Source organism: Gordonia sp. NPDC003422 (assembly GCF_053588675.1).
In genome coordinates this window covers 337863-362314 of record NZ_JBSFQL010000001.1, presented here as the reverse complement: position 1 = coordinate 362314, position 24452 = coordinate 337863, and the positions used below count along the sequence as shown (strand labels likewise).

The 24452-nt window shown below is 66.2% G+C and carries 23 protein-coding genes; 14 read left to right on the top strand and 9 right to left on the bottom strand.

Annotated elements, in window-relative coordinates; genetic code table 11:
- Positions 1–30: 30 nt before the first annotated feature.
- Both ACWDTF_RS01500 and lysS read left to right on the top strand, forming a co-directional pair.
- Entirely contained in the window at positions 31–480 is a 450-nt protein-coding gene (locus ACWDTF_RS01500; RefSeq protein ID WP_240861156.1) for a rhodanese-like domain-containing protein, read from the top strand.
- Positions 481–507: 27 nt separating this feature from the next.
- Positions 508–2061: a lysine--tRNA ligase gene (gene lysS / locus ACWDTF_RS01495; RefSeq protein WP_374247509.1), complete on the top strand. Its 1554-nt coding sequence runs from the start codon at positions 508–510 to the stop codon at positions 2059–2061.
- On the opposite strand, the gene ACWDTF_RS01490 is transcribed toward lysS, so the two are convergent.
- Complete coding sequence (locus ACWDTF_RS01490) at positions 2042–3484, bottom strand: bifunctional aminoglycoside phosphotransferase/ATP-binding protein (protein WP_449753889.1); 1443 nt, start codon at positions 3482–3484, stop codon at positions 2042–2044. The genes lysS and ACWDTF_RS01490 overlap by 20 nt on opposite strands.
- A 114-nt stretch (positions 3485–3598) precedes the next feature.
- Between ACWDTF_RS01490 and ACWDTF_RS01485 the strand changes: the two genes are divergently transcribed.
- Complete coding sequence (locus ACWDTF_RS01485) at positions 3599–4714, top strand: DUF2235 domain-containing protein (RefSeq protein WP_240861159.1); 1116 nt, start codon at positions 3599–3601, stop codon at positions 4712–4714.
- On the opposite strand, the gene ACWDTF_RS01480 is transcribed toward ACWDTF_RS01485, so the two are convergent.
- Positions 4707–6293 carry a FadD3 family acyl-CoA ligase gene (locus tag ACWDTF_RS01480; RefSeq protein ID WP_240861161.1) on the bottom strand — a complete coding sequence of 529 codons (1587 nt, stop codon included), beginning with the start codon at positions 6291–6293 and terminating at the stop codon, positions 4707–4709. The two genes, ACWDTF_RS01485 and ACWDTF_RS01480, sit on opposite strands and share 8 nt — an antisense overlap.
- 60 nt (positions 6294–6353) lie before the next feature.
- On the opposite strand from ACWDTF_RS01480, the gene ACWDTF_RS01475 reads away from it, so the two are divergent.
- The 5 genes from ACWDTF_RS01475 to ACWDTF_RS01455 all read left to right on the top strand — a co-directional run bounded on the left by ACWDTF_RS01475 (position 6354) and on the right by ACWDTF_RS01455 (position 12014).
- Positions 6354–7634 (top strand): acyl-CoA dehydrogenase family protein, encoded by a 1281-nt coding sequence (locus tag ACWDTF_RS01475; RefSeq protein ID WP_355277709.1) that lies wholly within the window; start codon positions 6354–6356, stop codon positions 7632–7634.
- Positions 7631–8443 (top strand): SDR family oxidoreductase, encoded by an 813-nt coding sequence (locus tag ACWDTF_RS01470; protein ID WP_240861165.1) that lies wholly within the window; start codon positions 7631–7633, stop codon positions 8441–8443. Before ACWDTF_RS01475 ends, ACWDTF_RS01470 begins: the two co-directional genes overlap by 4 nt.
- Before the next feature lie 28 nt (positions 8444–8471).
- Positions 8472–9629: an acetyl-CoA C-acetyltransferase gene (locus ACWDTF_RS01465; RefSeq protein WP_240861167.1), complete on the top strand. Its 1158-nt coding sequence runs from the start codon at positions 8472–8474 to the stop codon at positions 9627–9629.
- Between the two features lie 168 nt (positions 9630–9797).
- Positions 9798–11321 carry an aldehyde dehydrogenase family protein gene (locus tag ACWDTF_RS01460; RefSeq protein ID WP_240861169.1) on the top strand — a complete coding sequence of 508 codons (1524 nt, stop codon included), beginning with the start codon at positions 9798–9800 and terminating at the stop codon, positions 11319–11321.
- Positions 11322–11417: 96 nt separating this feature from the next.
- Entirely contained in the window at positions 11418–12014 is a 597-nt protein-coding gene (locus ACWDTF_RS01455; protein WP_240861171.1) for a TetR/AcrR family transcriptional regulator, read from the top strand.
- A gap of 10 nt (positions 12015–12024) precedes the next feature.
- Here ACWDTF_RS01455 and zapE read toward each other — a convergent pair whose 3' ends face one another.
- Positions 12025–12993 (bottom strand): cell division protein ZapE, encoded by a 969-nt coding sequence (zapE, locus tag ACWDTF_RS01450; RefSeq protein WP_355277714.1) that lies wholly within the window; start codon positions 12991–12993, stop codon positions 12025–12027.
- A gap of 43 nt (positions 12994–13036) precedes the next feature.
- Here zapE and ACWDTF_RS01445 point away from each other — a divergent pair, with 43 nt between their 5' ends.
- Positions 13037–13663, top strand: coding sequence for a TetR/AcrR family transcriptional regulator (locus ACWDTF_RS01445; RefSeq protein WP_355277717.1), 627 nt, complete (start codon positions 13037–13039; stop codon positions 13661–13663).
- Here the strand turns inward: ACWDTF_RS01445 and ACWDTF_RS01440 are convergent.
- Positions 13611–14663, bottom strand: a complete 1053-nt coding sequence (locus ACWDTF_RS01440) for an MBL fold metallo-hydrolase (protein ID WP_355277720.1) — start codon at positions 14661–14663, stop codon at positions 13611–13613. The genes ACWDTF_RS01445 and ACWDTF_RS01440 overlap by 53 nt on opposite strands.
- A 129-nt stretch (positions 14664–14792) precedes the next feature.
- On the opposite strand from ACWDTF_RS01440, the gene ACWDTF_RS01435 reads away from it, so the two are divergent.
- A complete protein-coding gene (locus ACWDTF_RS01435; RefSeq protein ID WP_240861175.1) occupies positions 14793–16385 on the top strand; it encodes an acyl-CoA synthetase in 1593 nt (530 codons plus the stop codon).
- A 12-nt stretch (positions 16386–16397) separates the two neighbouring features.
- On the opposite strand, the gene ACWDTF_RS01430 is transcribed toward ACWDTF_RS01435, so the two are convergent.
- The 4 genes from ACWDTF_RS01430 to echA20 are packed head-to-tail and all read right to left on the bottom strand — an operon-like array spanning position 16398 to position 19942.
- Positions 16398–17489, bottom strand: a complete 1092-nt coding sequence (locus ACWDTF_RS01430) for an NAD(P)H-dependent flavin oxidoreductase (protein WP_240861177.1) — start codon at positions 17487–17489, stop codon at positions 16398–16400.
- Positions 17486–18253 carry a CoA-transferase subunit beta gene (locus ACWDTF_RS01425; RefSeq protein WP_355277724.1) on the bottom strand — a complete coding sequence of 256 codons (768 nt, stop codon included), beginning with the start codon at positions 18251–18253 and terminating at the stop codon, positions 17486–17488. Before ACWDTF_RS01425 ends, ACWDTF_RS01430 begins: the two co-directional genes overlap by 4 nt.
- Positions 18250–19152 (bottom strand): CoA transferase subunit A, encoded by a 903-nt coding sequence (locus ACWDTF_RS01420; protein WP_240861181.1) that lies wholly within the window; start codon positions 19150–19152, stop codon positions 18250–18252. The genes ACWDTF_RS01425 and ACWDTF_RS01420 overlap by 4 nt, the downstream gene beginning before the upstream one ends.
- Before the next feature lies 1 nt (position 19153).
- Complete coding sequence (echA20, locus tag ACWDTF_RS01415) at positions 19154–19942, bottom strand: (7aS)-7a-methyl-1,5-dioxo-2,3,5,6,7,7a-hexahydro-1H-indene-carboxyl-CoA hydrolase (RefSeq protein ID WP_240861183.1); 789 nt, start codon at positions 19940–19942, stop codon at positions 19154–19156.
- 79 nt (positions 19943–20021) lie between these two features.
- Between echA20 and ACWDTF_RS01410 the strand changes: the two genes are divergently transcribed.
- The 4 genes from ACWDTF_RS01410 (at position 20022) to radC (ending at position 22846) form a co-directional block, all read left to right on the top strand.
- Positions 20022–20825, top strand: a complete 804-nt coding sequence (locus ACWDTF_RS01410) for an SDR family oxidoreductase (RefSeq protein ID WP_240861184.1) — start codon at positions 20022–20024, stop codon at positions 20823–20825.
- 12 nt (positions 20826–20837) lie between these two features.
- Positions 20838–21734: an SDR family oxidoreductase gene (locus tag ACWDTF_RS01405; protein ID WP_240861185.1), complete on the top strand. Its 897-nt coding sequence runs from the start codon at positions 20838–20840 to the stop codon at positions 21732–21734.
- A complete protein-coding gene (locus ACWDTF_RS01400) occupies positions 21731–22096 on the top strand; it encodes a hypothetical protein (RefSeq protein ID WP_355277729.1) in 366 nt (121 codons plus the stop codon). Before ACWDTF_RS01405 ends, ACWDTF_RS01400 begins: the two co-directional genes overlap by 4 nt.
- Before the next feature lie 66 nt (positions 22097–22162).
- Positions 22163–22846, top strand: coding sequence for a RadC family protein (gene radC / locus ACWDTF_RS01395; RefSeq protein WP_449753866.1), 684 nt, complete (start codon positions 22163–22165; stop codon positions 22844–22846).
- Positions 22847–22851: 5 nt separating this feature from the next.
- Here radC and ACWDTF_RS01390 read toward each other — a convergent pair whose 3' ends face one another.
- The gene (locus ACWDTF_RS01390; RefSeq protein WP_449753865.1) at positions 22852–24420 is read right to left on the bottom strand and encodes a DUF222 domain-containing protein; all 1569 of its coding nucleotides are present in this window, start codon (positions 24418–24420) and stop codon (positions 22852–22854) included.
- Positions 24421–24452 lie beyond the last annotated feature (32 nt).

Here is a 24452-nt window from a genome sequence, read left to right as displayed (position 1 = left end):
AATTTCAGATCACTTCGAGGATTCCTCACCATGACCGCTTCGGTTGTCGATACCCCCATTCCTGTCAGTGTCGTTCCAGTCCGGGTCGCCGCCCCGACCGACTCCGTTCCGCTGTCGCTGCAGGTCAGCGACTACGCTGCCGCTGTCGCAGGTGGCGCAACCCCCGTTGACGTGCGCGGACACCGCCGCCGCCAGGCCGACGGTGCTCTGTTCGGCGCGCTCGCCATCGAGGCCGTCGAGGTGCTCGAACGCCTCACGCCCGGTGCATCCGGCGCATTGCGATCGGCGACCGCCGATGCCCGCTGGATTCTGGTCAGCGAGGACGGCCACGAGGCCGAATGGCTGGCGTGGCATCTGCAGGCCCGCGGCGTGCACGGTGCCGTCTTCGTGGTCGGCGGTCATCGTCGTCTGCGTCGGGCGGGCGTGAACGGCCGCATCCGTGCCGACGAACTCGCCGTCATCTCATCGCACGACAACTGAGCCCCGCTGATACGAGTTTGGGAGTCGGTGACCGGCCCCGATAGTGTGCACAGCGTGAGTGACAGCGCGACCAGCACCGACGACCAGACCCCGGAACAGCTGCGAATCCGCCGCGAGAAGCGGGAACGGATTCTCGCCGACGGCCGTGAGGCGTACCCGGTGTCGATCGCGCGCACGCATGCGCTGTCGGAGATCCGCGCCAACTACCCCGATCTCGAGGCCGGTACCGAGACCGGCGAGATCGTCGGGGTGGCCGGGCGCATCATCTTTCTACGCAACAAGGGCAAGCTCTGTTTCGCAACCTTGCAGGAGGGCGACGGCACGCAACTGCAGGCGATGATCTCGTTCAACGGCGTCGGGGAGGAGTCGTTGGCGCGGTGGAAGGCCGAGACCGACCTGGGCGACATCGTCTTCGTGCACGGCGAGGTGATCAGTTCGCGCACCGGCGAGCTGTCGGTGATGGCCGACAGCTGGGAGATGGCGTCGAAGTCGCTGCGGCCGTTGCCGGTCGCGCACAAGGACATGAACGAGGAGACCCGCGTCCGCCAGCGCTACGTCGACCTCATCATGCGCCCCGAGGCGCGACAGATGGCGCGCACCCGCATCTCGGTGATCGCCGAACTCCGCAAGGCACTCGACGCGCGAGGGTTTCTCGAGGTCGAGACGCCGATGCTGCAAACCCTGCACGGTGGCGCAGCGGCACGCCCATTCGTGACGCACTCCAACGCCTTTGACATGGATCTGTTCCTGCGGATCGCGCCGGAGCTGTTTCTCAAGCGATGCGTCGTCGGTGGTATCGAGCGCGTCTTCGAGATCAACCGCAACTTCCGCAACGAGGGTGCCGACTCCACGCACTCGCCCGAATTCGCGATGCTCGAGACCTACCAGGCCTACGGCACCTACGACGACGCCGCGGTGATGACTCGGGAACTCGTCCAAGAGGTTTGCCAGGGCGCGCTCGGCACACTGACCCCGACCATGCCCGACGGCTCCACCTACGACCTGTCCGGCGAGTGGACATCGCTCTCGATGTATCCGTCGCTGTCGGAGGCGTTGGGCCAGGAGATCATTCCCCTCAGTGACAGCGGCGGCACGACCGTCGACGAGTTGCTGGCCATCGCTTCTCGTGTGGGACTGGAGATCCCGAAGGACAAGGGCTACGGCCACGGCAAGCTGGTCGAGGAACTCTGGGAGCACATGGTCGGGGACAAGCTCGACGCCCCGGTGTTCGTGCGGGACTTCCCGGTCGAGACCTCGCCGCTGGTCCGGGCGCACCGCACCATCCCGGGCGTCGTCGAGAAGTGGGACCTGTACGTCCGCGGCTTCGAGTTGGCCACCGGCTATTCGGAACTCGTCGACCCGGTCATCCAGCGTGAGCGCTTCGTCGACCAGGCCCGTCTGGCTGCCGCGGGCGACGACGAGGCCATGGTGCTCGACGAAGAATTCCTCGCCGCCATGGAACATGGCATGCCGCCGACCGCCGGCACCGGCATGGGCATCGACCGCCTGCTGATGGCGCTGACCGGCCTCGGTATCCGCGAAACCATCCTGTTCCCGCTGGTCAAGCCCATCCGCGACTGAGTAGCTGCCGAACCCGTTGGGCGGCAGCGTCATCCGCTACGACGCGAGACCACCGTTCATCGGGCTTCTCCAACGTCTGAGTCTGCCGTCGGGCGACGTCGGCGTTCGCGTCCGACGCATCCGGCCGACGGTGCTCGATGCGTGAGATACGTTCCTGCTCATCGATTTCCAGCCAGATTCCGGCGAAGTCGACACTGATGTCCGCGATCGTCGTCGATTGGGTTCGCCGACCGAACACCGCGTCGGCGATGACGCTCATGCCACCTCGCAGGCCGGCTTCGGCGAGCCGGTACAACTCGGTGTAGACCTTCGCGCGTGCCTCGTCGGTGTAGGCCGAGCGGGGGAGCGGTGCGGTCATCGCCACTCCGGCGAGTCGTTTGCGCAGGACATCGGTGCGCAGGATGCGTGCGCCGGGAGCGGGCGCCAAGTCGCCGCCGACGGCTCGTGCGATGGTCGACTTCCCGGTGCCCGATCCGCCCCCGATGGCCACCAGCCTCGGCGGCTCGGGCTCGGTGAAACCGATTGCGAGAGAGAGGTAATGATGCGCACGCTCGAGCGCACCCTCGGCCGCCGCGACATGCGCTCGGACGGTGGCGCGGATGCCGAGGATGAGCGGCAGGAGCGCGTAGCCGTCCTCGTCGGCGGGGGAGAGGTCGAGGTAGGCGTTGATCATTACGTTCGCCTCGTGGTGGAGCCCGCGCGCCCACAGGTCCATGACGAGAAAGCCGATGTCGTAGAGCACGTCTGTGGTGGCCAGCTCGGCGTCGAACTCCAGGCAGTCGAACGGGATCGGCTCACCGTCGACGACGGCGATGTTGCCCAGGTGCAGGTCACCGTGTCCGCGTCGCACCCGGCCCGCAGTGGCGCGGGCGTCGAGGAGGTCGGCGTGCGAGGCGATCATCTCCGTCAGCCGGTCGGTGAGACGCTGGGCCTGATCCGGCTCGATGATGTCCGGAAAGGCAGCCATGCTCGCCAGATTGCCGTCGACCACGTTCTGGAGCCGCGCCGCGCCGTGCGGGTCGTCGCACACCTCGGCACCGTCGTGCAGGTCGACGACCCGTTCGGCCAGACGTTGCAACAATGCGTCGTCGAGCCCGCCGTTCTCGGCCTTACAGACGAGGAGTGCGTCGTCGGCGAAGCGGGTCATCTCGAGTACCCAGTCGACGGTGTCGCCTTCTCCGTCTAGGGAAACCGATCCGTCGTCGGTCCGCCGGATAGCGTGCAGTCCACGGTAGATGCCGGGCGCGGTGCGTCGGTTGAGCTCCAGTTCGGCGGCGAGCGCATCGTGACGACGATCGGGGGTGGAGAAGTCGAAGTAGCGCAAGCGAACCGGCCGCTTGAGTTTCCACGCCCGGTCGCCGTTGAGCAGGACGGTCGCGCCGTGGGTGTCGATGCGGGTGGTGTCGGCGTCCGGGTCAAGCATGCCGGCAGCAGTCAGCAGTTCGACGGCGTCGTCTGCGGCAGTTCGTGTCACCCGAACAGCACACCACAGGTGGCGGTGGCTGTCCTGATCGAGTGTCGTCTATAGACTCCGGGGATGCCCGCGACACCGCAGCAGCAGAACGGCGCCGGACGCAACCTCGTCGTCTGCCTCGACGGCACCAAGAATGAGCCCGAGCAGGGCAGCACCAACGTCGCCCGACTCTTCGACGTCTGCGTGAAGAACGACGCGCAGCTGGCCTATTACGACCCGGGAGTCGGAACGATGGGCGCACGTGGCGCGGTCACCAAGGTGGGCAAGGCGCTCACGCGGGGATGGGGACTCGTCGCCGGCTACGGCGTCAAGGACAACCTCGAAGAGGCCTACAACTTCCTCGCCAACAACTACCGAAAAGGTGACCGCATCTTCGTGTTCGGGTTCTCCCGCGGCGCGTACACCGCGCGGGCGCTCACCGGGATGCTGAATACGATCGGTTTGCTCCGACCAGGTGCCGAGAACCTCACGCCCTATGCCGTCAAGCTGTATGCGCAGAACAGTGGCAACGCCGGAACCGAGGAATACTTCAAGCCGCGCAACAAGTTCCGAAACAGGTTCGGGAACCCGGACTTTCCGAGCACCTTCGACACGTCAACCAAGCAAGTGCATTTCCTCGGTGTCTGGGACACGGTCAAATCCGTTGGTGCGTTGAATGTCCGGGCAGGATTCGAAGAGGCGCGCTGGCCGTACACCGCGAAGATCGCCAACGTCAACATCGCCCGTCATGCCATGGCGCTCGACGAACGTCGACGCCCGTACGGCTGCTACCGGTTCGACGCGACGACAGTCAAAGAGTCTGACGGCCGGCACCTCGAGGTCTGGTTCCCTGGCGTGCACAGCGATGTCGGCGGCCAGTACGACGACGACCACCACGCGTCCGACGTCGCCTTCGACTGGATGCTGCGCGAGGCACACGAGGCAGGTTTGGCCCTCAGCAAGCAGAAGTACTCGTCACTACTGTCGGTGCCGTTTTCCACCGGGCTGCCGGCCGGGCATGCCACCGAAGGTTGGCTGCACCCCAACGGGCGCACATGGATCCTGGCCGGCGGGTGGCGATCTCGTCGTCCGCTACCCGGCGACCTCGTCCATCCGACCGTGGATGAATGGATCGACCACGGCAACGCGGGCAAGCCCTACCGACCGGACCGTGCGCCGGATCTGCAGCGGCTTACGTAAGCTCCCGCTTGAGGATCTTGCCGGCCGCGTTGCGCGGGAACGCCTCGACGAACACCACCGATCGCGGCACCTTGAAGTTCGCCAGATGCTCACGCGCATAGGCGATCACGGCGTCCTCGTCGAGTCCGGCGTCGTTGCGGATGGTGAGGTAGGCGCGCCCGACCTCGCCGAGCCGCTCGTCGGGCACCCCGACAACGGCCGATTCGGTGACACCGTCGAGCCGCGCGAGGGTCTGCTCGATCTCGGCGGGGTAGACGTTGAAGCCGCCGCAGATGTACATGTCTTTCAGCCGGTCGGTGATCTTGAGATTGCCGCCGGCGTCGATGGTTCCGATGTCGCCGGTGTGCAGCCAGCCGTCGGCGTCTATCGTCTCCGCGGTGGCCTCCTCGTTGTCGAGGTAGCCGACCATGACCATGTCGCCGCGGGCGAGCACCTCGCCCTGCTCGGAGAGCATGATCTCCATACCCGCGAACGCGCGTCCGCAGGTGTTGGCGACGGTCTCGTCATCGTCGTCGGGCGTGCAGGTCGACACGAAGCCGCTGCATTCGGTGAGGCCGTAGGCGGTGACGACGGTGTCGACGCCGAGATCGCGCTGGATGCGTTCGATGAGCACCACCGGCACGATCGCGGCACCGGTGACAACGAGTCGCAGGGTCGACAGGTTGAAGCCATCGCGGTCAACGGCGTCGAGGATGGTCTGGAAGATGGTGGGAGCGCCGGGGAAGATGGTGGCGCGCTCGTCGTCGACCAGTTTCATCGCGGCGGTGGGTGAGTACACCGCGAGCGGCAGCATCGTCACACCGAACAGGACGCACGGCAGGATGCCGGCCTTGTAGCCGAAGGTGTGGAAGTAGGGGTTCACCATCAGGTAGCGATCGCCGGGATGCAGGCTGCCATTGGCGCCCCACGCATGCGACCCGGCCAGCGTCTGACGATGGGTTGCCATGACACCCTTGGACTTTCCGGTGGTTCCGGAGGTGAACAGGATGTCGGAGAGATCGTCGGGGCACACCGCGTCGGCCCGACGATCGGCCTCGGTGAGCGACTCCGCAGTGCCACGTTCGAGGAAGTCGTGCCACGACGTGGCCGGCTCGGGTGGCACGGCCTTGGGCGCGAGCGGTACCTGGATGATCACGTCGGGCATCGCATCGGCATGATCGGCCAGCAGTTCGGCGAGATGGTCGGAGCCGAGGAATTCGCCCGACACGATCACCGCGCGAGCGGCCGACCGCTCGATGATCTCGATGGCCTCCCCGACGGTGTAGCGCGTGTTGAGCGGCACCAGGGTGGCGCCCGCGTAGTGCGAGCCGAGCGCGGCGATCGGCCAGTGGAAGCTGTTGGGCGCCCAGATCGCCACCCGGTCACCGGGCTCGATGCCGGACGCAACCAGGGAACCGGCGAATGCGCGGACGACGCCGTGGAATTGCGCCCACGTCAATTCCAGGTGTGGATGTGTCGAGGGATGCCACTGGCCGTCGATGATGGCGATACGGTCGGGCCAGGTGGCGGCGGCGCGATGCAGCGCGGCCGGTGTGGTCTGCGGGTAGCTCGCGGCGGGCGTCGACGAGGGCTGCTCCATGGTCCTTAACCTAGCACCAGCCCCAACCTAGCACTTGCTTGGTGGGCTATGCTGACGGTCATGACCTCGATCAACCTCGCGGATCGGGCCGTCGACCTCGGCGAATGGGCCCGGAGTCGGTCGGCAGAGTCGACGCCCCGTGCCGCCGACGAGTTCGCCGCAGCCGTGCGTGCGTGGCTCGACGAGAATCTCGCCGGTGAGTTCGAGTACCTCAGGGGTCGCGGCGGCCCGGGTAGCGAGCACGAGTTCTTCGACGGCCGGCTGGCCTGGGATCGACATCTCGCCGCTTCTGGTTGGACCTGCCTGGGCTGGCCCGCCCGGTACGGCGGACGCGGTGCGACGCTGGAACAGCGCATCATCTTTCACCGCGAATACGCCCGCGCCAACGCACCCGCTCGCGTCAACCACCTCGGCGAAGAACTTCTCGGACCCACACTGATCGAGTTCGGGACCGAGGAGCAGAAGCAGCGCTTCCTGCCCGGTATCGTCGACGTCACCGAGCTGTGGGCGCAGGGCTATTCCGAACCCGGCGCCGGGTCGGATCTGGCGGGTGTGTCGACCACCGCTCGGCTCGACGACGGACGCTGGATCGTCAACGGACAGAAGATCTGGACCTCCCTCGCCCATGTGGCCCAATGGGTGTTCGTACTGTGCCGCACCGAGCCTGGCTCCACGCGGCACAGTGGACTCAGCTTCTTGCTGGTGCCGATCGACCAGCCCGGCGTCACCGTCCGGCCGATTCAACAACTCACCGGCACATCGGAATTCAACGAGGTGTTCTTCGACGACGCCGTCGCCGACGCCGACCTCATCGTGGGTGAACCCGGCGACGGCTGGAAGGTCGCGATGGGGCTCTTGCAGTTCGAGCGTGGCGTGTCCACGCTCGGGCAGCAGGTGGGATTTGCCCGCGAACTCGACAACCTCGTCGACACCGCGAAAAGCAATGGCGCCATCGATGATCCGGAGATCGCGAGCCGGCTGGCGCGGGCATCGATCGGCCTGAAGGTGATGGGTGCGCACGCTCAGCGCACCCTCGATGGGGACGTAACGAATCAGGCTGGGGCCGCCTCGGTGTCGAAGTTGTTGTGGGCCAACTGGCATCGGGATCTCGGTGAGCTTGCAGTGGACGTGGTCGGTGCGCCGTCGTTGATCGCTCCCGCGGCCACCGTCGAAGGTGTGGTCAACGACATCACCGATCCCGAGAACGTCGAACTCGACGACTGGCAACGACTGTTCCTGTTCACCCGCGCCGACACCATTTATGGCGGTTCGAATGAGGTGCAGCGCAACATCATCGCCGAGCGCGTGCTCGGCCTACCCCGAGAGGCCCGGCAGTCATGACCCAGACCCCAGTGCGCTCACCGCTCGCGGCTGTCCCCACCGAGATCCCCGGGCACGGTTTGCTGCTCGGCAAGAAGGTGGTGGTCACCGCGGCCGCGGGCACCGGCATCGGTTTTGCGAGCGCGCGCCGTGCCCTGCTCGAGGGCGCCGACGTCCTCGTCAGCGACTGGCACGAACGCCGACTCGGCGAGGCGGCCCGGAAACTCGCCGATGAGTTCCCCGAGCGCGCCGTGTCGCAGGTTCCCTGCAACGTGCAGGAGACCGCGCAGGTCGACGCGCTGATCGACAGTGCCGCAACCGAACTGGGCCGCATCGACGTGCTGGTCAACAACGCCGGCCTGGGCGGGGAGACGCCGGTCGCCGAGATGTCCGACGAGGAGTGGGACCGCGTTGTCGACATCACCCTCACCGGTACCTTCCGTGCAACGCGCGCTGCGCTGCGCTACTTCGGCGGCGTCGAACACAATGGGGTGATCGTCAACAACGCGTCGGTGCTCGGCTGGCGTGCGCAACGCGGTCAGGCGCACTATGCGGCGGCCAAGGCTGGTGTCATGGCGCTGACCCGTTGTGCCGCAGTGGAAGCCGCCGACGTGGGGGTGCGCATCAACGCGGTCGCACCATCGATCGCCAAACACCCCTTCCTGGCCAAGGTGACCAGCGACGACCTGCTCGACGAACTCGCGTCCCGGGAGGCCTACGGCCGAGCCGCGGAGGTGTGGGAGGTTGCCGCGACGATCGCCATGCTGGCCAGCGACTACACCACGTACCTGACCGGCGAGGTGGTCTCCATCTCCAGCCAACGAGCTTGACCGACAACAACAACCACCAGGAGCAACCATGTCCACTCCGCAGGCCTACATCGTCGACGCGATCCGCACCCCGGTCGGCAAACGCAATGGCTCACTCGCCAAGACCCATCCCGCCGATCTCGGCGCCCACATCATCTCCGCACTCGTCGAGCGCACCGGGATCGACCCGGCCGCCGTCGACGACGTGGTGTTCGGCTGCCTCGACACCATCGGCGGGCAGGCGGGCAACGTGGCCCGGACCGCATGGCTCGCCGCCGGTATGCCGCTGGAAGTGCCTGGGACAACAGTGGATCGGCAGTGCGGGTCGTCGCAGCAGGCCATCCATTTCGCCGCGCAGGGCGTCATGAGCGGCACCCAGGACATCGTCGTCGCGGGTGGACTGCAGAACATGAGTGCCATCCCGATCTCGCAGGCGATGATCGCGGGCAAGGAGTTCGGCTACAGCACGCCGACCGCGGAGTCGGTGGGCTGGCAGGAGCGATTCGGCGACGCGCAGATCTCGCAGTTCGTCGGCGCCGACATGATGGCCCAGCGCTGGGATCTGTCCCGGGAAGATCTCGAGCGGTGGGCGCTGCAGTCGCATGAACGCGCCCGCGCGGCCATCGCGGCCGGCCGCTTCGACAACGAGAACGTCCCGCTCGGCGACTGCGTCGTCGACGAATGCCCACGGGAGACGTCGATGGAGAAGATGGCCGGTCTCGCGCCGCTCGCCGAGGGGTCGGTGCTGACCGCGGCGGTCGCGTCGCAGATCGCGGACGGTTCGTCGGCCGCGCTCGTCGTGTCCGAGAAGGCACTCAAGGAGCACGGTCTGACGCCGCGTGCGCGCATCCATCACCTGTCGGTGCGCGGCGACGACCCGGTGATGATGCTGTCCGCACCCATCCCCGCGACCAAGTACGCGCTCGAGAAGACCGGTCTGAGCATCGACGACATCGACGTCGTGGAGATCAACGAGGCCTTCGCGCCCGTCGTATTGGCATGGTTGAAGGAGACCGGCGCCGATCCCGCGAAGGTCAATCCGAATGGTGGCGCCATCGCGCTCGGCCACCCGCTCGGCGCCACCGGCGCGAAACTGTTCGCGACCCTGCTGGGCGAACTCGAACGCACCGGGGGCCGCTACGGCCTGCAGACGATGTGCGAGGGCGGTGGCACGGCCAACGTGACGATCATCGAGCGCCTGGGCTGAGCCGGGCCGGTCTCAGCCGGTGACGATGGCCTGATCTGTGGCCGTCGTGTCCCGATCCTTCTGACAACAGGCGTAGCCACATGCCTGTGATCTGGCGCATACTATGGTGTGGAACGGGCGGACATATTCGTTTCAACCGCCACATCACGACCAAATCGGAGGATCTCGATGACCAAGCCTGCTGAGACCGGCGCCGGGGTGACAAACGCGGATCGCCGCGAGTCATCTGAAGAACACACGATGGCAGAGCTGGTCGAGATCCAGCGGGCCGCGTTCTTGCGCGACGGCATCCCGAGCGCGGACGTTCGCATCGACCGCATCACTCGACTGTCGGCGCTGCTGCTCGACAACGCCGAGGAGATCGCGGAAGCGCTCGCCGAGGACTTCGGTTCGCGACCGCGCGAGCTGTCGCTGGCCACCGACGTCGCCGGCTGCATGATCGACCTCGCCCACCAGCGCCGGGGCGTCAAGGAGTGGATGGCCGAGACCAACACCGCCAAGCTGCAGGGAATGCTCGGCTTCAAGCAGCGGGTGCGCCACGACCCGCTCGGCGTCGTCGGAATCATGGGCCCGTGGAACTTCCCACTGCAGCTGACCTTCGTGCCGGCGGGTTCGGCCTTCGCGGCGGGTAACCGCGTCGTCATGCGTCCGTCGTCGATCACCGCACGCTGCACCGAGGTGGTCGCCAAGCATGCGCCCAAGTACTTCTCGATCGAAGAGTTGGCGGTCATAACACCCAAGCACGGTTCGGGGTCGGACTTCGCCAAGCTCAAGGTCGACCACATGTTCTTCACCGGGTCGCCCGACGTCGGCGCGTCGGTGGCGCAGGAGGCCGCGAAGAACCTCGTGCCGGTGACGCTCGAGCTGGGCGGCAAGAACCCGGCCGTCGTCGACGTCGATGCCGACATCGACAAGGCCGCCAACATGCTGGCCGACGCCCGCATGGTCAACGGTGGCCAGGTGTGCCTGTGCCCCGACTACGTGTTCGTTCCCGAATCGAAGCTGGGTGAGTTCACCGACAAGGTGGTCGCACGCTGGACCAAGAACTTCCCGACGATCTACGACAACGAGCAGTTCACGTCGACGATCAACCAGAAGAACTACGACCGCATCGTCGGACTGATCGAGGATGCCGAGTCGCTGGGAGCGGCAAAGCGTCAGGTGATCCCGGGTGGCGAGCCGCTGCCGGACGCCGAGCGCCGCAAGATCCCGCCGACGCTGCTGACCGGGGTCAAGGCCGGCATGAAGATCGAGGAGGACGAGGTCTTCGGTCCGGTCCTCACCGTGTACCCCTACCGCGAGTTCGGTGAGGTGATCAGCCACATCACGTCGCATCCGCATCCGCTGACCATGTACTGGTGCGGCGACGACAACGACCGTTTCGCCGCGCTCGCCGACGGCACGCGCAGCGGTTCGATCAACGGCAACGACTTCGCCGCACACATGTTCGGCGCCGACCTGCCGTTCGGTGGCGTCGGTCGCTCGGGCATGGGTGGCTACCACGGCAAGACCGGTTTCGAGACGTTCAGCCACGCACGTGCGATCGCCTTCTCGACACTGCCGGTGTCGATCGCCGAGATGATGTCGCCGCCGTTCCTGCCCAAGGACACGAAGCTGACGAACAACCAGATGAAGATGTGGAACTTCTTCAACAAGCGTGCGATGAAGAAGGTGCGCAAGCGCCTGCGCTGACCTGTTCTGCTGATGTGACACCCCCTTGGCCGGGGCCGTTGTGAGACGGTCCCGGCCAAGCGCTTGCTAGGGTGGGTCAGACCCTCAGGAGGTGTGGTGTCACCACGCAATAGCACGCAGACGTCGCGTCGCGACGAGTTGCTGGCCACGGCCGGGCGGATGTTCGCCGAGCAGGGTCTGCGATCCACCACGGTGCGTGACATCGCCGACGCCGCCGGGATTCTGTCGGGCAGCCTCTATCACCATTTCGACTCCAAGGAGTCGATGGTCGACGAGATCTTGCGTGGCTTCCTCGACGACCTCTTCGACCGCTACCGCGCGATCGCCGCTGCCGGTCTCACGGCCACCGAGACGTTGCGCCAGTTGGTGATTGCGTCCTTCGAGTCGATCGACGCCCAGCGCAACGCCGTCGCGATCTACCAAGACGAAGCCAAACGCCTTGCCGGACAAGCACGTTTCGCCTACATCGGCGAACTCAACACCGAGTTCCGGCAACTCTGGCAGTCGGTGCTGCAACGCGGCGTCGACGACGGCGAGTTCCGGGCCGACCTCGACGTCGAACTCGTCTACCGCTTCATGCGCGACACCGTGTGGGTCGCCGTGCGCTGGTACCGCCCAGGTGGAACCCTCACCGTCGAGGCGATCGCCGATCAGTACCTGTCCGTCGTCCTCGACGGCATCCTCCCGCGGTAGCCGCCCGCCCTCACCCGAGCTCTCCGAGCCTGCTGAGTAGCCGTGGTGTTGCCATCGGTACCGGTCCACGTCGGCCGAAATACTCACGAGGGACGTCGGAGACGAAGGTGGTGGCGATGTCGCGGTCGTAGAGGACGTCGACAAGATGCAGGAACCGTTGTGCCGGTTCGCGACCCGCGGTAGACAGGTCGGGGATTCCGGTGACCATCCATCGGCGGAAGCGATCGCTGAGGGTCAGATAGTCGGTGGCGCCGAGCGGACGTCCGCAGATGTCCGCGAAGTCGACCCACAGAAGGTGCGGTTCGGCGCGTCGTGCCGGCAGCGTCCGGTCGGCAACGGACACTGGGCATCGATACTCCACGGCGTCTGCGGGGATGGTGGTGGTCCATCGTCCCGACGCGAATCCGGAATCGCGACTCGATACCGTCCGATAGTCCACGCCCGCATCCAAAAGAATTGTGGTGCACGAGTTTTGGATCAGATTGATCGTCGGTAGGAAACCATCGTGGAACAGCGGGTTCGGCATGAGTTCGGTGGGGGTGCGGTTCGACGTGAACACCACGCGCACACCGTGTTCGGCTGCGTAGCGGAGGATTCTCGCGACGAAGATCCCGTCGGCCGGGTCGTCGACGTCGAAGTCATCGAAGCACACCACCGAACGTGAGCCGATCAGTTCGGCCACTGCCGGGTCGAGCCCGCCCGCTCGCCGAATCGCGTGATGGAGGTCCCGTATGAAGGTGTGCCAGTGAACCCGCAGGACAGCTTGAGTCGGTAGTGCCGATGCGAACACGTCCATGAGCCACGATTTGCCGCGACCGGGTGGTCCGGTCAGGTACAGCCAGCGGTCGCTCTCGCGCAGCACTGTGGCGGCGCGACTCTGTGTCGGGTCGAGCGTGAAGCCGGCACGTGCTGCTGCCTCGTCGAATGTGTGCGGACCGGCGATGACCTGCGGGGATCGACGCCGACGCGGTGACTGCATACGGTAACTCTATCATCATAGAGTCTTGTGCTACCGTCGATGCATGCCTCGCCCCGGCCGTCGGCCTGCCATCTGCGACGCGGCCATCGAGCTTGCTGCAACCGGTGGTACGCACGCAGTCACCCATCAGGGCGTCGACCGTCGGCTCGATCTGCCTCGGGGCTCGACGTCGTACTACTACCGGACAAGAGAGGCGCTGGTCGGGGCCGCGGCGGAGCGTTTGGTGGAACGCTCACGCGAGCGGTTCGAGTCGCGGATGGCCGGGGAGCCGATGCTTCCGGGAGTATTGATCGCGGACTATCTCGATGAATTACTCACCGAACGACGTGCCGATGTGTTCGCCAGGCTGGCCCTGGCCCTCGACCCCTCGCTGGCCGTCGGCACGCGAGATGCGCTGTCCCGGTGCTTCTTCTCGCTGCCGGCAGCAGAACGATTGATGACCGCGCTGTCGGCTTCCGATCCTCGTGCGGCTGATTCTCGTACTGCGGCCGATGAACTGGTCACCGTGCTGGAGGGAATTGTCGCCGCTCACACGTACGGGCTGCATCGTCGAGCGGGAGTTGGCAGGGGAGACCTCGCAGAGACGGTGCGACCGTTGGTGGAGAGAATGTTGCCGATCAGTTCGGAACCGCCGCCGACCAGCGGATCGGCGGGCCCGGCGTCGCGGTGAGGACACCGCGCTCACCGAGGACGATGAGGTGCGCGTTGGTTTCGCGTAACGCCATGTACGCCAAGCCTTCCGAGAGTTCGGAGAACGGTCGGGACCAGGTGACCGATCGGGTGATCTCCCAGGGCGTGGACTCCGGATCCTTGCGCACGGCGGCGGTGATCTCGTCGAGCCGTTGCTCGTGATGGCCCAACAGGTCGGTGACGCGATCGGCGAGCCCACGGAACCGGTACTCGTGCGACGGCAATGCCTCGAGATCGCCGACGTTCTCGGTATTCGCCAGCGACACGAGGTATTCGGCGAGCGGATCGGGCGAACTGAAAATACTCGTCGACACGTTCGGGCTGATGCGCGGAAGCAGATGATCGCCGGTGAACATCACGCCGGCGTCGTCGTCGGCGAAACACATGTGTCCGGCGGTGTGGCCGGGGGTCCACATCGCGCGGACGTTCCAGCCCGGAAGGTTGAGCGGCTCATCGTGGTCGAGTTCGACGTCGACCTTGCGTCCGTCGGGCAGTCGGACGAACACGTTGAGGCCACTACGGGACGGATCGATGCGCGGGCCGCCGAGCGTCTCGGATTCGGCGATCTCGGCGTCGATCTCGGCGGCCACCTCGGCATCGGTGTGATACCGCAGGTGCCGTGCGTCGTTGCGGTGCATCGCCAGCACCGGATCGGCGTGTTCGAGGAGGCGCGGGACCAGGCCGAAATGGTCGGGATGTAGGTGTGTGATCGACACATGCCGCACGTCGGCGATGTCGTGACCGGTGGCATGGATGCCGTTCACCAGCGCCTGCCACGACTCGTCGGCATTCCATCCGGTGTCGATCAGAGCAAGTCCGTCGGGAAGTGCGAGCGCGTAGACGAGGATGTAGCGCAGTGGATTGCCGGGCATCGGCACCGGGATCGACCACAGGCCCGGTCGGACTTCCTCGACCCGCGGCATCTGTTTGGCGGCCCACGCCTCGCGCTGGTGGTGACCGGTGACCTCGATCGTATGCATCAAACCTCCTGAAGGCCGACACGCGTCAGGGCTGACGACGGCCTCAAATCCATACGATCACAGCACTTGGTTGCGCTCAACAACAAGTTGCTACTGTGACGTGAGTAACACGGACGAAGGGGTTCACGCATGGTCGGTCAGTTCACGCCCCAGACAGATGCGGCAATTCAGGTCGCACGGCAGCAAACCCTGTCTGACCTGCTTCGACGCACCGCCGCGCGACTACCGGACAAGGTCGCTATCATCAACGGGTCGCGCGAGTTGACCTTCGCCGAGTTCGACGCGGCGGTCAATCGATGTGCCAACGCTCTTGTCGCGCGCGGGCTCGACAAGGGGCAACGACTGGCCCTCGTCAGCCACAACAACTGGCAGTTCGCGGTCCTCCACTACGCGACCGCCCGGCTCGGCGTCATCCTCGTGCCGGTGAACTTCGGGTTGGGTGCCGCCGAGATCGCCTACATTCTCGAACACTCAGGGGCGTCGGCCGTGGTGGCCGAGGACGCTCTGGCGCCGGTCGTCACCGACGCTGTGCAGCAGGCCGGTGTCGACGTGGTCGGAGGATTCATCACCACCGGTCCCGACCGTCCCGACACCGAGTGGGAGGACGTCGACGCGTGGATGCTCGACGGTGATGCGACGCCACCGCAGGTGTCCGTCGCTGACGACGATCCGCTGCGGCTGATGTACACCTCGGGCACCGAATCGCGGCCCAAGGGTGTGCTGCTGTCCTCGAAATCGCTGATCAATCAGTATGTTTCGTGTGTCATCGACGGCGGGATGAGCGCCGACGACATCGAAATCCATTCGCTCCCACTGTTTCACTGCGCCCAGCTGGACTGTTTCCTGTCGGTCGACGTGTACCTGGGCGCGACCAGCATCATCCTGCCGGGACCCGATCCGGCGACGGTCCTCGAGACGATCGAATCGCGCGGCGTCACCAAACTGTTCTGCCCACCGACCGTGTGGATCTCGTTGCTGCGTCACCCCGATTTCGACCGTCGCGACCTGTCGTCGTTGCGCAAGGGCTACTACGGAGCGTCGGCTATGCCGGTCGAGGTGTTGCGTGAGATGGCACAACGCCTTCCGCAGGTGTCGCTGTGGAACTTCTACGGCCAGACCGAGATGTCGCCGCTCGCCACGATCCTGTTGCCGCACGAACAGATCGAGCACGCAGGCTCGGCGGGTCGGGCTGCGCTCAACGTAGAGACCAGGGTGGTCGACGACGAGGACAACCCGGTGCCCACCGGTGAGGTCGGCGAGATCGTGCACCGCAGCCCGCACGCGTGCCTCGGCTACTACAACGATGAGGAGAAGACCGCGGCGGCCTTCCGCAACGGGTGGTTCCATTCCGGCGATCTGGGTGTCATCGACGCCGACGGCTATCTGGCAGTGGTCGACCGCAAGAAGGACATGATCAAGACCGGCGGCGAGAACGTCGCCTCACGCGAGGTCGAGGAGGCGATCTACCGCCTCGACGGCGTGGCCGAGGTCGCGGTGTTCGGTGTGCCGCATCCCAAATGGATCGAGGCGGTCACCGCCGTCGTTGTCCCCAAGGAGGGGGCAACGATCACCGAAGACGATGTCGAAAAACATCTTTCGGACATTCTCGCCGGCTACAAACGACCCAAGTACGTGGTGTTCGCCGACGCGCTACCGAAGAACCCGAGCGGCAAGATCCTCAAGAAAGACCTACGCACCGAGCATGCCGGCATCGCCACGTGACGGTCGCCGGGCTCACCCCAACGAGCCGAGTGCCTTCAGTCGTTCATGCGCTTGCGTCATGATCGATTGAATGAGTTCGTCGCAGCTGGGCAGGTCGTCGATCATGCCGACCACCTGGCCCGACGCCAGCACACCCGCACGGGTGTCGCCCTCAACCAGCCCGGCTTTGAGCAGCATGGGGGTGTTGCCGGCCATGATGATCTGTTGCCAGGTGCGCTCACCGGATTTGCGCATCGACCGTCCGTCGCGCAGCATCGTGGTCCACCGCATCCCGGTCATCTGCTTGAACTCGTTGGCATTTCGTGCCGCCGCGTACAGTGCCTTGACCCGGCTGCCGCCTTCGAGTGCTTCGACGAGCGGGGTGCGCAGCACCCGATGCGGCATGCCGTCAACCTTCACCGACACCACGGTGTCACCGAGACCTCGTTGCAAGTATTCCTGCTTGACGGTGTCGGGGACGGCGCTGTCGGAGGTGAGCAGAAAGCGCGTGCCCATCGCGACACCTTCGGCCCCGTAGGCCAGCGCGGCGGCCAGTCCTCGCCCGTCGAAGAAGCCGCCGGCGGCGACCACCGGCATGTCGATACCCTTGGCCGACAACGCATCCAGCACCGACGGCAGCAGCAGGGTGGTGGCCACCGGTCCGGTGTGGCCGCCGCCTTCGCCGCCCTGCACGATGACCGCGTCGGCGCCCCAGGAAGCAACCTTCACCGCATGCTTGGCGGCGCCGATGGACGGGATGACCACCACACCATGTTCTTTGAGCTTGGCGATGAGTTCTTGCTTGGGTGCCAGCGCGAACGACGCGACCTTGACACCCTCGCGGATCAGCAGATCGATCCGCTGCCCGGCATCGGTGGCGTCGGCACGGATGTTGACGCCGAAGGGCTTGTCGGTCAACGACTTCGTCTTGGCGACTGCGGCCTCGAGCTCGGGGTAGGTCATGGTCGCCGACGCGAGGATGCCCAATCCGCCGGCATTCGACGTGGCCGACGTGAGTGCCGGGCCCGAGACCCAGCCCATCCCGGTCTGCACCACCGGATACTCGACGCCGACCAACTCGGTGAACTTCGTGGGCAGCGAGGCGGCCCGCGCCGATGCCGTCATCGAACTTCTCGATTCCGAACACCCTTGGGATCAAGTACGTCCCGGACGAGTCCGAGTTCCTCATCGGTGGGGCGACGAGTCTCGGGGGCGTCGGTAAGCCCCGCGATCTCGAAGCTCGTGTTCTCGGCCACCTCGTCGGCCGTGACGCCGGGATGCAACGACAGCGCGCGCATGGTGTGGTCGGGCCCGCCGAAGTCGAAGACACCGAGGTTGGTCACCACACGGTGGATGTCGAGGTCGTCGAAGGCCGGGTTGGATGGGTCGGCCTTGTCGTAGCCGACGCCGCAGACGATGTCGACCGTGTCGACAAACACGCGTGCCGAGTGCCGGGCCACCCAATAGCTCGTCGGGTGATTGATGGTGTTGCCGGGAGCGCCACGCGCACCGAACATCTGGCGCGTCGGATGCTGAAGCGGCCCGAAGGCCGACAGATTCTGGTTGCCGAATCGGTCGATCTGGTTGGCTCCCATCACCACATGGCGACGGCCCGACGCGACGACGTCGAACACCTTGCGGAATGGCAGCCAGCCCTCGATGGGACCCGAGCGTCCGATGGCCGGGGTGTCGGCGAAGATCAGCGCCTCGCCGTCGGTGATGAGCAGGTCCGGTTCGGTGGTGAGCCGAGCCAGTCGCGCGCCGAGAAGGGGGGTGGGTGCCATCGGCGACGCCAGGATCTCGCCTGCACCGGAAAAGATCTCGGCGCAAGCGATCACGCAGTACTCGGCCCGAGTGACCGCAGTCTCGGTGGTCTCGGTGGTCGTCACTTGCCGTCCTCCTTTGTCTCGGCCCGCTCTGCCTGCCAGGCTGCGACTTCGCGCTGATAGGTTGCCTCGTCGACGCGAAGGAAGCGCTCCGAGAACGCTTCCCAGGTCTCGGGTTCCTTGGCGGATTCGACGTAGAACTGCTGGAAGCTCTCATCCCTGCCGTAATCTCCGGCGAACGTGAAGTGTGCACCGTTGAGGGTGTGCACAACGCGATCGACGTTCATGCGGTTCAGCAGAAGGCGCTGTTGCGGAACGGATTTCACCAGCACTTCGGTGGACACCAGCTGGTCGGTCTCCAGATAGCGGCGATCGGCTGCGGCGCAGTACAGGTCGTCGAAGTAAGGGTCGATACCGGTGTAGGCGGCGTTGCCGTAGCTGTCGGCGAGGTCGAGGTGGACGAAGGCCGCGTCGAGTCGCAATGCCGGCATGGCGATCAGCGTCTGGGTTCGCCCGTCGGGGTCGGCGTACGGCGACTCGACCGTCTTCAATTCGCCCTCCCAGAACCGCAGGACGTCCGAGCCCAGACCCGCGCGAATCGGCAGGAAGGGCAGGCGCGCAGCTGCTGCCTCGAGCCCGCACTTCACCATGCCCTCGTCCATCTCGCGCACCTCGATCGCGCCGGTCGTGCGCGCCTTGGCGAACCAGGGGTCGTAGAACGGCGCCGAGTCCAGGGACACGAACCCGTAGTACGCGCGCCGGACTTTGCCTGCGGCGCACAGCAAACCGAGATCTGGCCCGCCGTAGGTGACCACCGTGAGGTCCTTGACGTCGGACCGGGCGATGGCCCGCACCAGGGCCATCGGTTTGCGTCGCGAACCCCAGCCGCCGATGCCGATGGTCATCCCATCGCGCAGCTCGGCCACCACGTCGTCGAGCGTGCTGGTCTTGTCGGTCGTCATGTCAGGCCGGTCCTCCGTTGGCGTGAGCTGCAGCGCTGGTTTTGGGCTTTCCGGTGGCGACGAAGGCATCGCGGTGTTCGTCGGCGACGCCGGCGAGGTTGAGTTCGAAGGTGAAGCCCTGCTCCAGCCGGTAACTCGACTTCACGTCCACCGGGTCGATGTGGTTGATCGCTTCCTTCGCCGCCCGGATCACGCGGGTGTCCTTGGCGGCGATCATCTCGGCGACTTCCAGTGCGGTGTCGAGCAATTGCTCGCGCGGCACGACGCGATACACCGAGCCGAAGTGCTCGAGTTGCTGTGCCGTCACATTCTGGGCCGTGTAGTACAGCGTGCGCATCATGTGCTGCGGAACGAGGCGCGCCAGATGCGTGGCCGCGCCGAGTGCGCCGCGATCCACCTCGGGCAACCCGAAGACCGCATCGTCGGAGGCCACGATGACGTCGGCGTTGCCGACGAGGCCGACGCCGCCACCGACGCAGAACCCGTTGACCGCCACGATCACCGGGACCGCGCAGTCGTAGACGGCGGAGAAGGCCGCGGCGCAACCGCGATTGGCGCCGATGAGAGCGTCGAAGCCGTCGGTGGCCTGCATCTCCTTGATGTCGACGCCCGCGTTGAACCCACGGCCCTCGGCGCGCAGCACCACGACATGGGTGTCGGGGTCGTCTCCGGCTGCGGTGATCGCGTCGGCCAATTCGAACCAGGCAGCCGAGGGCAGTGCGTTGACCGGGGGATAGTCGACGGTCACCGTCACGATCCCGGATGCGGTGGTGTCGGTGGTGATCGGCACTCGTGCTCCTCTCGTCGAGCATCGAACATCAGAGAAATCGAACCAAGCAAGTGCTTGGTTGTTTGGTAGGGTAGCACCCATGGAGACGCAGTCACAGGTCGATCTGGGCCTGACAGGCACGGTCGTCCTGGTGACCGGCGGTGCTCGAGGGGTTGGCGCGGGAATCACCAGGACGCTCGTCGGGCTCGGCGCGGTGCCGGTGATCTGCGGCCGCAGCCCCGACAACGTGGTCGCCGACCTGCGCGACGTCGAGTTCGTGGCCTGCGACGTGCGCGACGACGCGGCGGTCGAGGCGATGATCCGGCAGATCGCCGACGAGCACGGCCGGATCGACGGGGTGGTCAACAACGCGGGCGGGTCGCCGTTTGTACCGGCGGCCGACGCGTCGGCCCGGTTTACCGGCAAGATCGTCGAACTCAACCTGCTGGCGCCGATGATCGTCGCGCGCCACGCCAACGCCGTCATGCAGACCCAGGCGGACGGCGGCGCGATCGTCAACGTGTCGAGCGTCAGTGGGCACCGGCCATCGCCGGGGACATCGGCCTACGGTGCCGCGAAGGCGGGACTCGACAACCTGATGTCGTCGCTGGCGGTCGAATGGGCGCCGCGCGTGCGGGTCAACTCCGTCGTGGCCGGGCCGGTCGAGACCGAACAGTCGCACCTGCACTACGGCGATGCGGACGGGGTCGCTGCGGTCGGCGCGACCATCCCGATGGGTCGGATGGCCACTCCCGCCGACATCGGAAATGCGGTGTCATTCCTGCTGTCCCCGTTGGCCGGATACGTCACCGGGTCGACGCTGACGGTGCACGGCGGCGGCGAGAAGCCGGCCTTCCTGGATGCGGCCACAGTGAACAACGAGACGGTTGGAACAGCAAGCTGAGAGGGAAAAGTCTTGGGTGACAGGGTGAACGAGGGTCGGGTCGCGATCGTGACCGGCGCCGGGCAGGGTATCGGACGGGCGCATGCGCTGGCCTTCGCGGCCGACGGCGCGCGGGTCGTGGTCAACGACTATGCGGCCGACGCGGCAGCGGCCGTGGCCGACGAGATCCGCGCCGCCGGTGGGGAAGCTGTGGCCTCGGTCGGCGACGTCGCCGATTGGGATTACGGTGCCGCGCTGGTGGACACGGCGGTGAGCGAGTTCGGTCGTCTCGACATCCTGGTCAACAATGCCGGATTCGTCCGCGACCGCATGCTGGTGTCGCTGTCGGAGGACGAATGGGATGCCGTGGTGCGGGTTCATCTGAAGGGGCACTTCGTCACCCTGCGGAGCGCCAGCGCGTACTGGCGGGCCGAGTCCAAGGCGGGACGGCAGCCGGCCGGACGCATCATCAACACGAGTTCCGGTGCGGGACTGTTCGGTTCGGTCGGCCAGGGCAACTACGTGGCGGCCAAGGCCGGCATCCTCGGTCTCACCATCCAGGCAGCGGCGGAACTGGGCGGCTACGGAGTCACCGCCAACGCGATCGCCCCCGCGGCTCGCACGCAGATGACGATGGGCGCCGGCGACGACATGGCCGCACAGATGGCGGCACCGGCCGACGGCTCGTTCGATGTGATGGACCCGGCCAACATCTCCCCACTCGTGGTCTGGCTGGGGTCACCCGAATCGGCGTCGGTCACCGGCCGCGTCTTCGAGGTCGAAGGCGGGCGGATCACCGCGCTCGACGGGTGGCAGCGCAGCGTCGAACGTGACAAGGGATCCCGTTGGGAGCCCGCCGAACTCGGTCCCGTCGTCGAAGAGCTGCTGGCCAAGACGCCCGAACCCGTGCCCGTGTACGGCGCCCGGTGAGCGAGCGCGACGCCGCACGCATCGCGGCCGCCAAGGCCTACGTCGATGCGTTGGTGAGCCACGACGCGTCGGCCGTCTCTCTCCATCCCGATTGCACGCGAGTGGAATTCGGGGTGAAGACCGGACGCAACGGTCCACACATCGCGCGCAGTCTCGCGCGGGGCCCGCAGTTCCGTCTGATCCACCGCATCAGCGATTTCGAGGCGGAGGTCGACGGACACAGTGTGTCAACCCGGTACTATGTCCACGTCGCGCCGAAGTTTCTCGGGCTGGCGGCCAAGGTGTCGGAGACCTTCGTCGTCGACGAGGGCGATCAGATCCGGGCCATCGTGGCGCGATTCGGGGTGCCGCGGCGGGTGTGAGCACTATCTTGCTGTCCTGTTGACAACCGCCCAAGCATTCGTGAAATGGGCGCTATCGTCACCGGAATGATTGGCCCCGGCTTACCACCGTTGATGTCCCGCCCGGTCCGTGATCGCCCCCGCGAACGCCTTGCGTCGCTTGGCCCGGCGGCGCTCAGCGACGCCGAGTTGGTGGCAATCCTTCTCGGGTCGGGCACGCGTGGCAGACCTGCAACAGAATTGGCCGCCGTATTGCTTGCAGAACTGGGCGGTGTGGCCGGAATTGCTAACGCAGACGTTGACGAACTGGCTAGGCACTCTGGGATCGGTGCCGCCAAGGCCAGCACCCTCGTGGCGGCGTTCGCACTATCCTCGCGAATATCCCTCGTTCACGCACCGGTAGTCGCCTCGTCGGCAGACATTGCGGCTGCGGCGATCTCGCGGATCGGCAGCGTACGAACCGAGCACGTTCTGCTGCTGATCCTCGACGCCGCGCACCGGTTGCGTAAGTCCGCGATTGTTGCGACGGGGAGCGCAATTTCGTGCATGGTTCCCGTCCGCGAGATCCTTGCGCTGGCACTTCGACACGATGCGGTGGCAATTGCGTTGGCGCACAACCATCCGGGTGGCACCGTGATTCCGAGCACTGAGGACCGTGAGGCCACGCAACGCCTTCGCCGGGCCACCCGGGAAGTAGGTATCCGATTCCTTGATCATGTCATCGTGAGTGGCGACGATTGGGCCAGCATCACAGCGCCGGACGTGAAGTAGCCGGACTATGGCCAGGTGATGATGACCTTGCCGGTGACCGCGTGCCGCCAGATGACTGCGCGTCCTTCGGCCAATGTGGGTATCCAAATCTCGAGATGCTTGAACTGGTGGCATGGGATGCACAGCGGGATGAGGTCGTCGGTGATGGTCCAGCCGCCGTCGATCGGGTGGGCATGGTTGTAGGGCTTGACGTGGTCGAGTTGGCATTCGGCCACGGGTCGTCCGCAGTAGGGTCCGCGGCAGTGGTGGTCAGTCAGCGCGATGGCGCGCCGCTGTGCGTCTGTTGGTTCGTAGTCCAACGCCCCGACCGGGGGTACGAGTAGCCCACCGTGTCCGGTGGGGTCGATCGGGGTGGGGTTGGGTGGGCGTGAGAGCACCCGGACCAGCGCCGAGCCGGTCTGTGAGTTGCCGCCGAGGTGGGCGGGTACGTGGATGCGGCCGGCTTTTCGGGGTCGTCCGGCGCGCAACATGCTGACCCGACCATCGGGGTCGGTGTCGGTGGGGTCACTGCGATGCATGAACCGTTGGCTTTCGCGGTACATGCCGGTCCAGGTGGCATCTTCGGCGAGTGCACGCGCGTGGGCGGGGTCGATGACGCCGTAGCCGGGCACGAACGGCACCATCTCCCCGGTCAGACCCGCCAAAGTGGGGGCGTCGGTGACCACCACCACCGCCGACCGGGTGGGTACGAGTGCGGTCGACGGCTTAGCGGACGCAGCGTCCGGTTTCGGCGCGACCTCGGCGTCGACATCTGCGTCTGCGTCGTCAGCCGGGTCCGGGTCGGGTTCGGGGTCCGGCTTCTGGTTCGCGCGGGCACCGCAGGTGTCTGACCCGCACTGGCACTCCAACTCGGTACGGCCGCGGGTGATGGCGACCAGCGCATCCGCGCGTTGCTGACCGGGCAGGCGCGGATCGTCGGCGCACAGGTAGTGGTGGATCAGCCCGGTGATCCGGGATTGCAGATAGCGGGCGTCACCCAATCCCAACGTCGCTGAGATGGCGACTTGCCCGTACGGGGCCTTGGCGAAGCGCACGTCTTGGTAGCGTTCGGCGAACTCTTCCCGCACGTCGGCCGCCGCGTCGGGGTCCAGGGCGATCACCAGTTCGTCGAGTTTGTCCGACAGCACCGCGTTGGTGGACGCGCCGCCGGCCAGGATCAACGCGGCCTCCTCGGCAGCCGTACGCTGCTCGGCATCCACGCCGACAACGGCGTGCGCGACCAAGGAGGCGCGGGATTCGGACAGGTCCCCGGCGAGGAACGCGGCCCGTACCGCCGGGAGGTCTTGCAGCAGAGCGCCCAGAGTCATCCACCGTCCGGCGGTGGCCGGTGGGACGGCGAAATGCAGGGAGACTTCGCGCAGGGCGGCTTTGTCGGGCATGCGTTTGCGGTAGCGGTCGGAGTCGGCGGCCTGCACGCGGTCGAAGACTTTGCGGCCGAGGTGGTAGGCGGCCAGGATTTTGCGGGCCATCGCTTCGAACTCGATGCGGGTGAACGCCGAAGCTGCTGTGGCCAGGTCGGTTTCACCCGCGTCGGCCAGTGTGGCCTCGCTGGTGTCCCGCCCCGGTTCGAACATGTGTCCACTATCGCAGAGGGGTACGACAGAAT

Coding starts and splice junctions, on each gene's coding strand:
- ACWDTF_RS01500 (WP_240861156.1), top strand. CDS start 31: ATGACCGCTTCGGTTGTCGATACCCCCATTCCTGTCAGTGTCGTTCCA.
- ACWDTF_RS01490 (WP_449753889.1), bottom strand. CDS start 3,484: ATGCTTGACCCGGACGCCGACACCACCCGCATCGACACCCACGGCGCG.
- ACWDTF_RS01485 (WP_240861159.1), top strand. CDS start 3,599: ATGCCCGCGACACCGCAGCAGCAGAACGGCGCCGGACGCAACCTCGTC.
- ACWDTF_RS01480 (WP_240861161.1), bottom strand. CDS start 6,293: ATGGAGCAGCCCTCGTCGACGCCCGCCGCGAGCTACCCGCAGACCACA.
- ACWDTF_RS01475 (WP_355277709.1), top strand. CDS start 6,354: ATGACCTCGATCAACCTCGCGGATCGGGCCGTCGACCTCGGCGAATGG.
- ACWDTF_RS01470 (WP_240861165.1), top strand. CDS start 7,631: ATGACCCAGACCCCAGTGCGCTCACCGCTCGCGGCTGTCCCCACCGAG.
- ACWDTF_RS01465 (WP_240861167.1), top strand. CDS start 8,472: ATGTCCACTCCGCAGGCCTACATCGTCGACGCGATCCGCACCCCGGTC.
- ACWDTF_RS01460 (WP_240861169.1), top strand. CDS start 9,798: ATGACCAAGCCTGCTGAGACCGGCGCCGGGGTGACAAACGCGGATCGC.
- zapE (WP_355277714.1), bottom strand. CDS start 12,993: ATGCAGTCACCGCGTCGGCGTCGATCCCCGCAGGTCATCGCCGGTCCG.
- ACWDTF_RS01445 (WP_355277717.1), top strand. CDS start 13,037: ATGCCTCGCCCCGGCCGTCGGCCTGCCATCTGCGACGCGGCCATCGAG.
- ACWDTF_RS01440 (WP_355277720.1), bottom strand. CDS start 14,663: ATGCATACGATCGAGGTCACCGGTCACCACCAGCGCGAGGCGTGGGCC.
- ACWDTF_RS01435 (WP_240861175.1), top strand. CDS start 14,793: ATGGTCGGTCAGTTCACGCCCCAGACAGATGCGGCAATTCAGGTCGCA.
- ACWDTF_RS01430 (WP_240861177.1), bottom strand. CDS start 17,489: ATGACGGCATCGGCGCGGGCCGCCTCGCTGCCCACGAAGTTCACCGAG.
- ACWDTF_RS01420 (WP_240861181.1), bottom strand. CDS start 19,152: ATGACGACCGACAAGACCAGCACGCTCGACGACGTGGTGGCCGAGCTG.
- ACWDTF_RS01410 (WP_240861184.1), top strand. CDS start 20,022: ATGGAGACGCAGTCACAGGTCGATCTGGGCCTGACAGGCACGGTCGTC.
- radC (WP_449753866.1), top strand. CDS start 22,163: ATGATTGGCCCCGGCTTACCACCGTTGATGTCCCGCCCGGTCCGTGAT.
- ACWDTF_RS01390 (WP_449753865.1), bottom strand. CDS start 24,420: ATGTTCGAACCGGGGCGGGACACCAGCGAGGCCACACTGGCCGACGCG.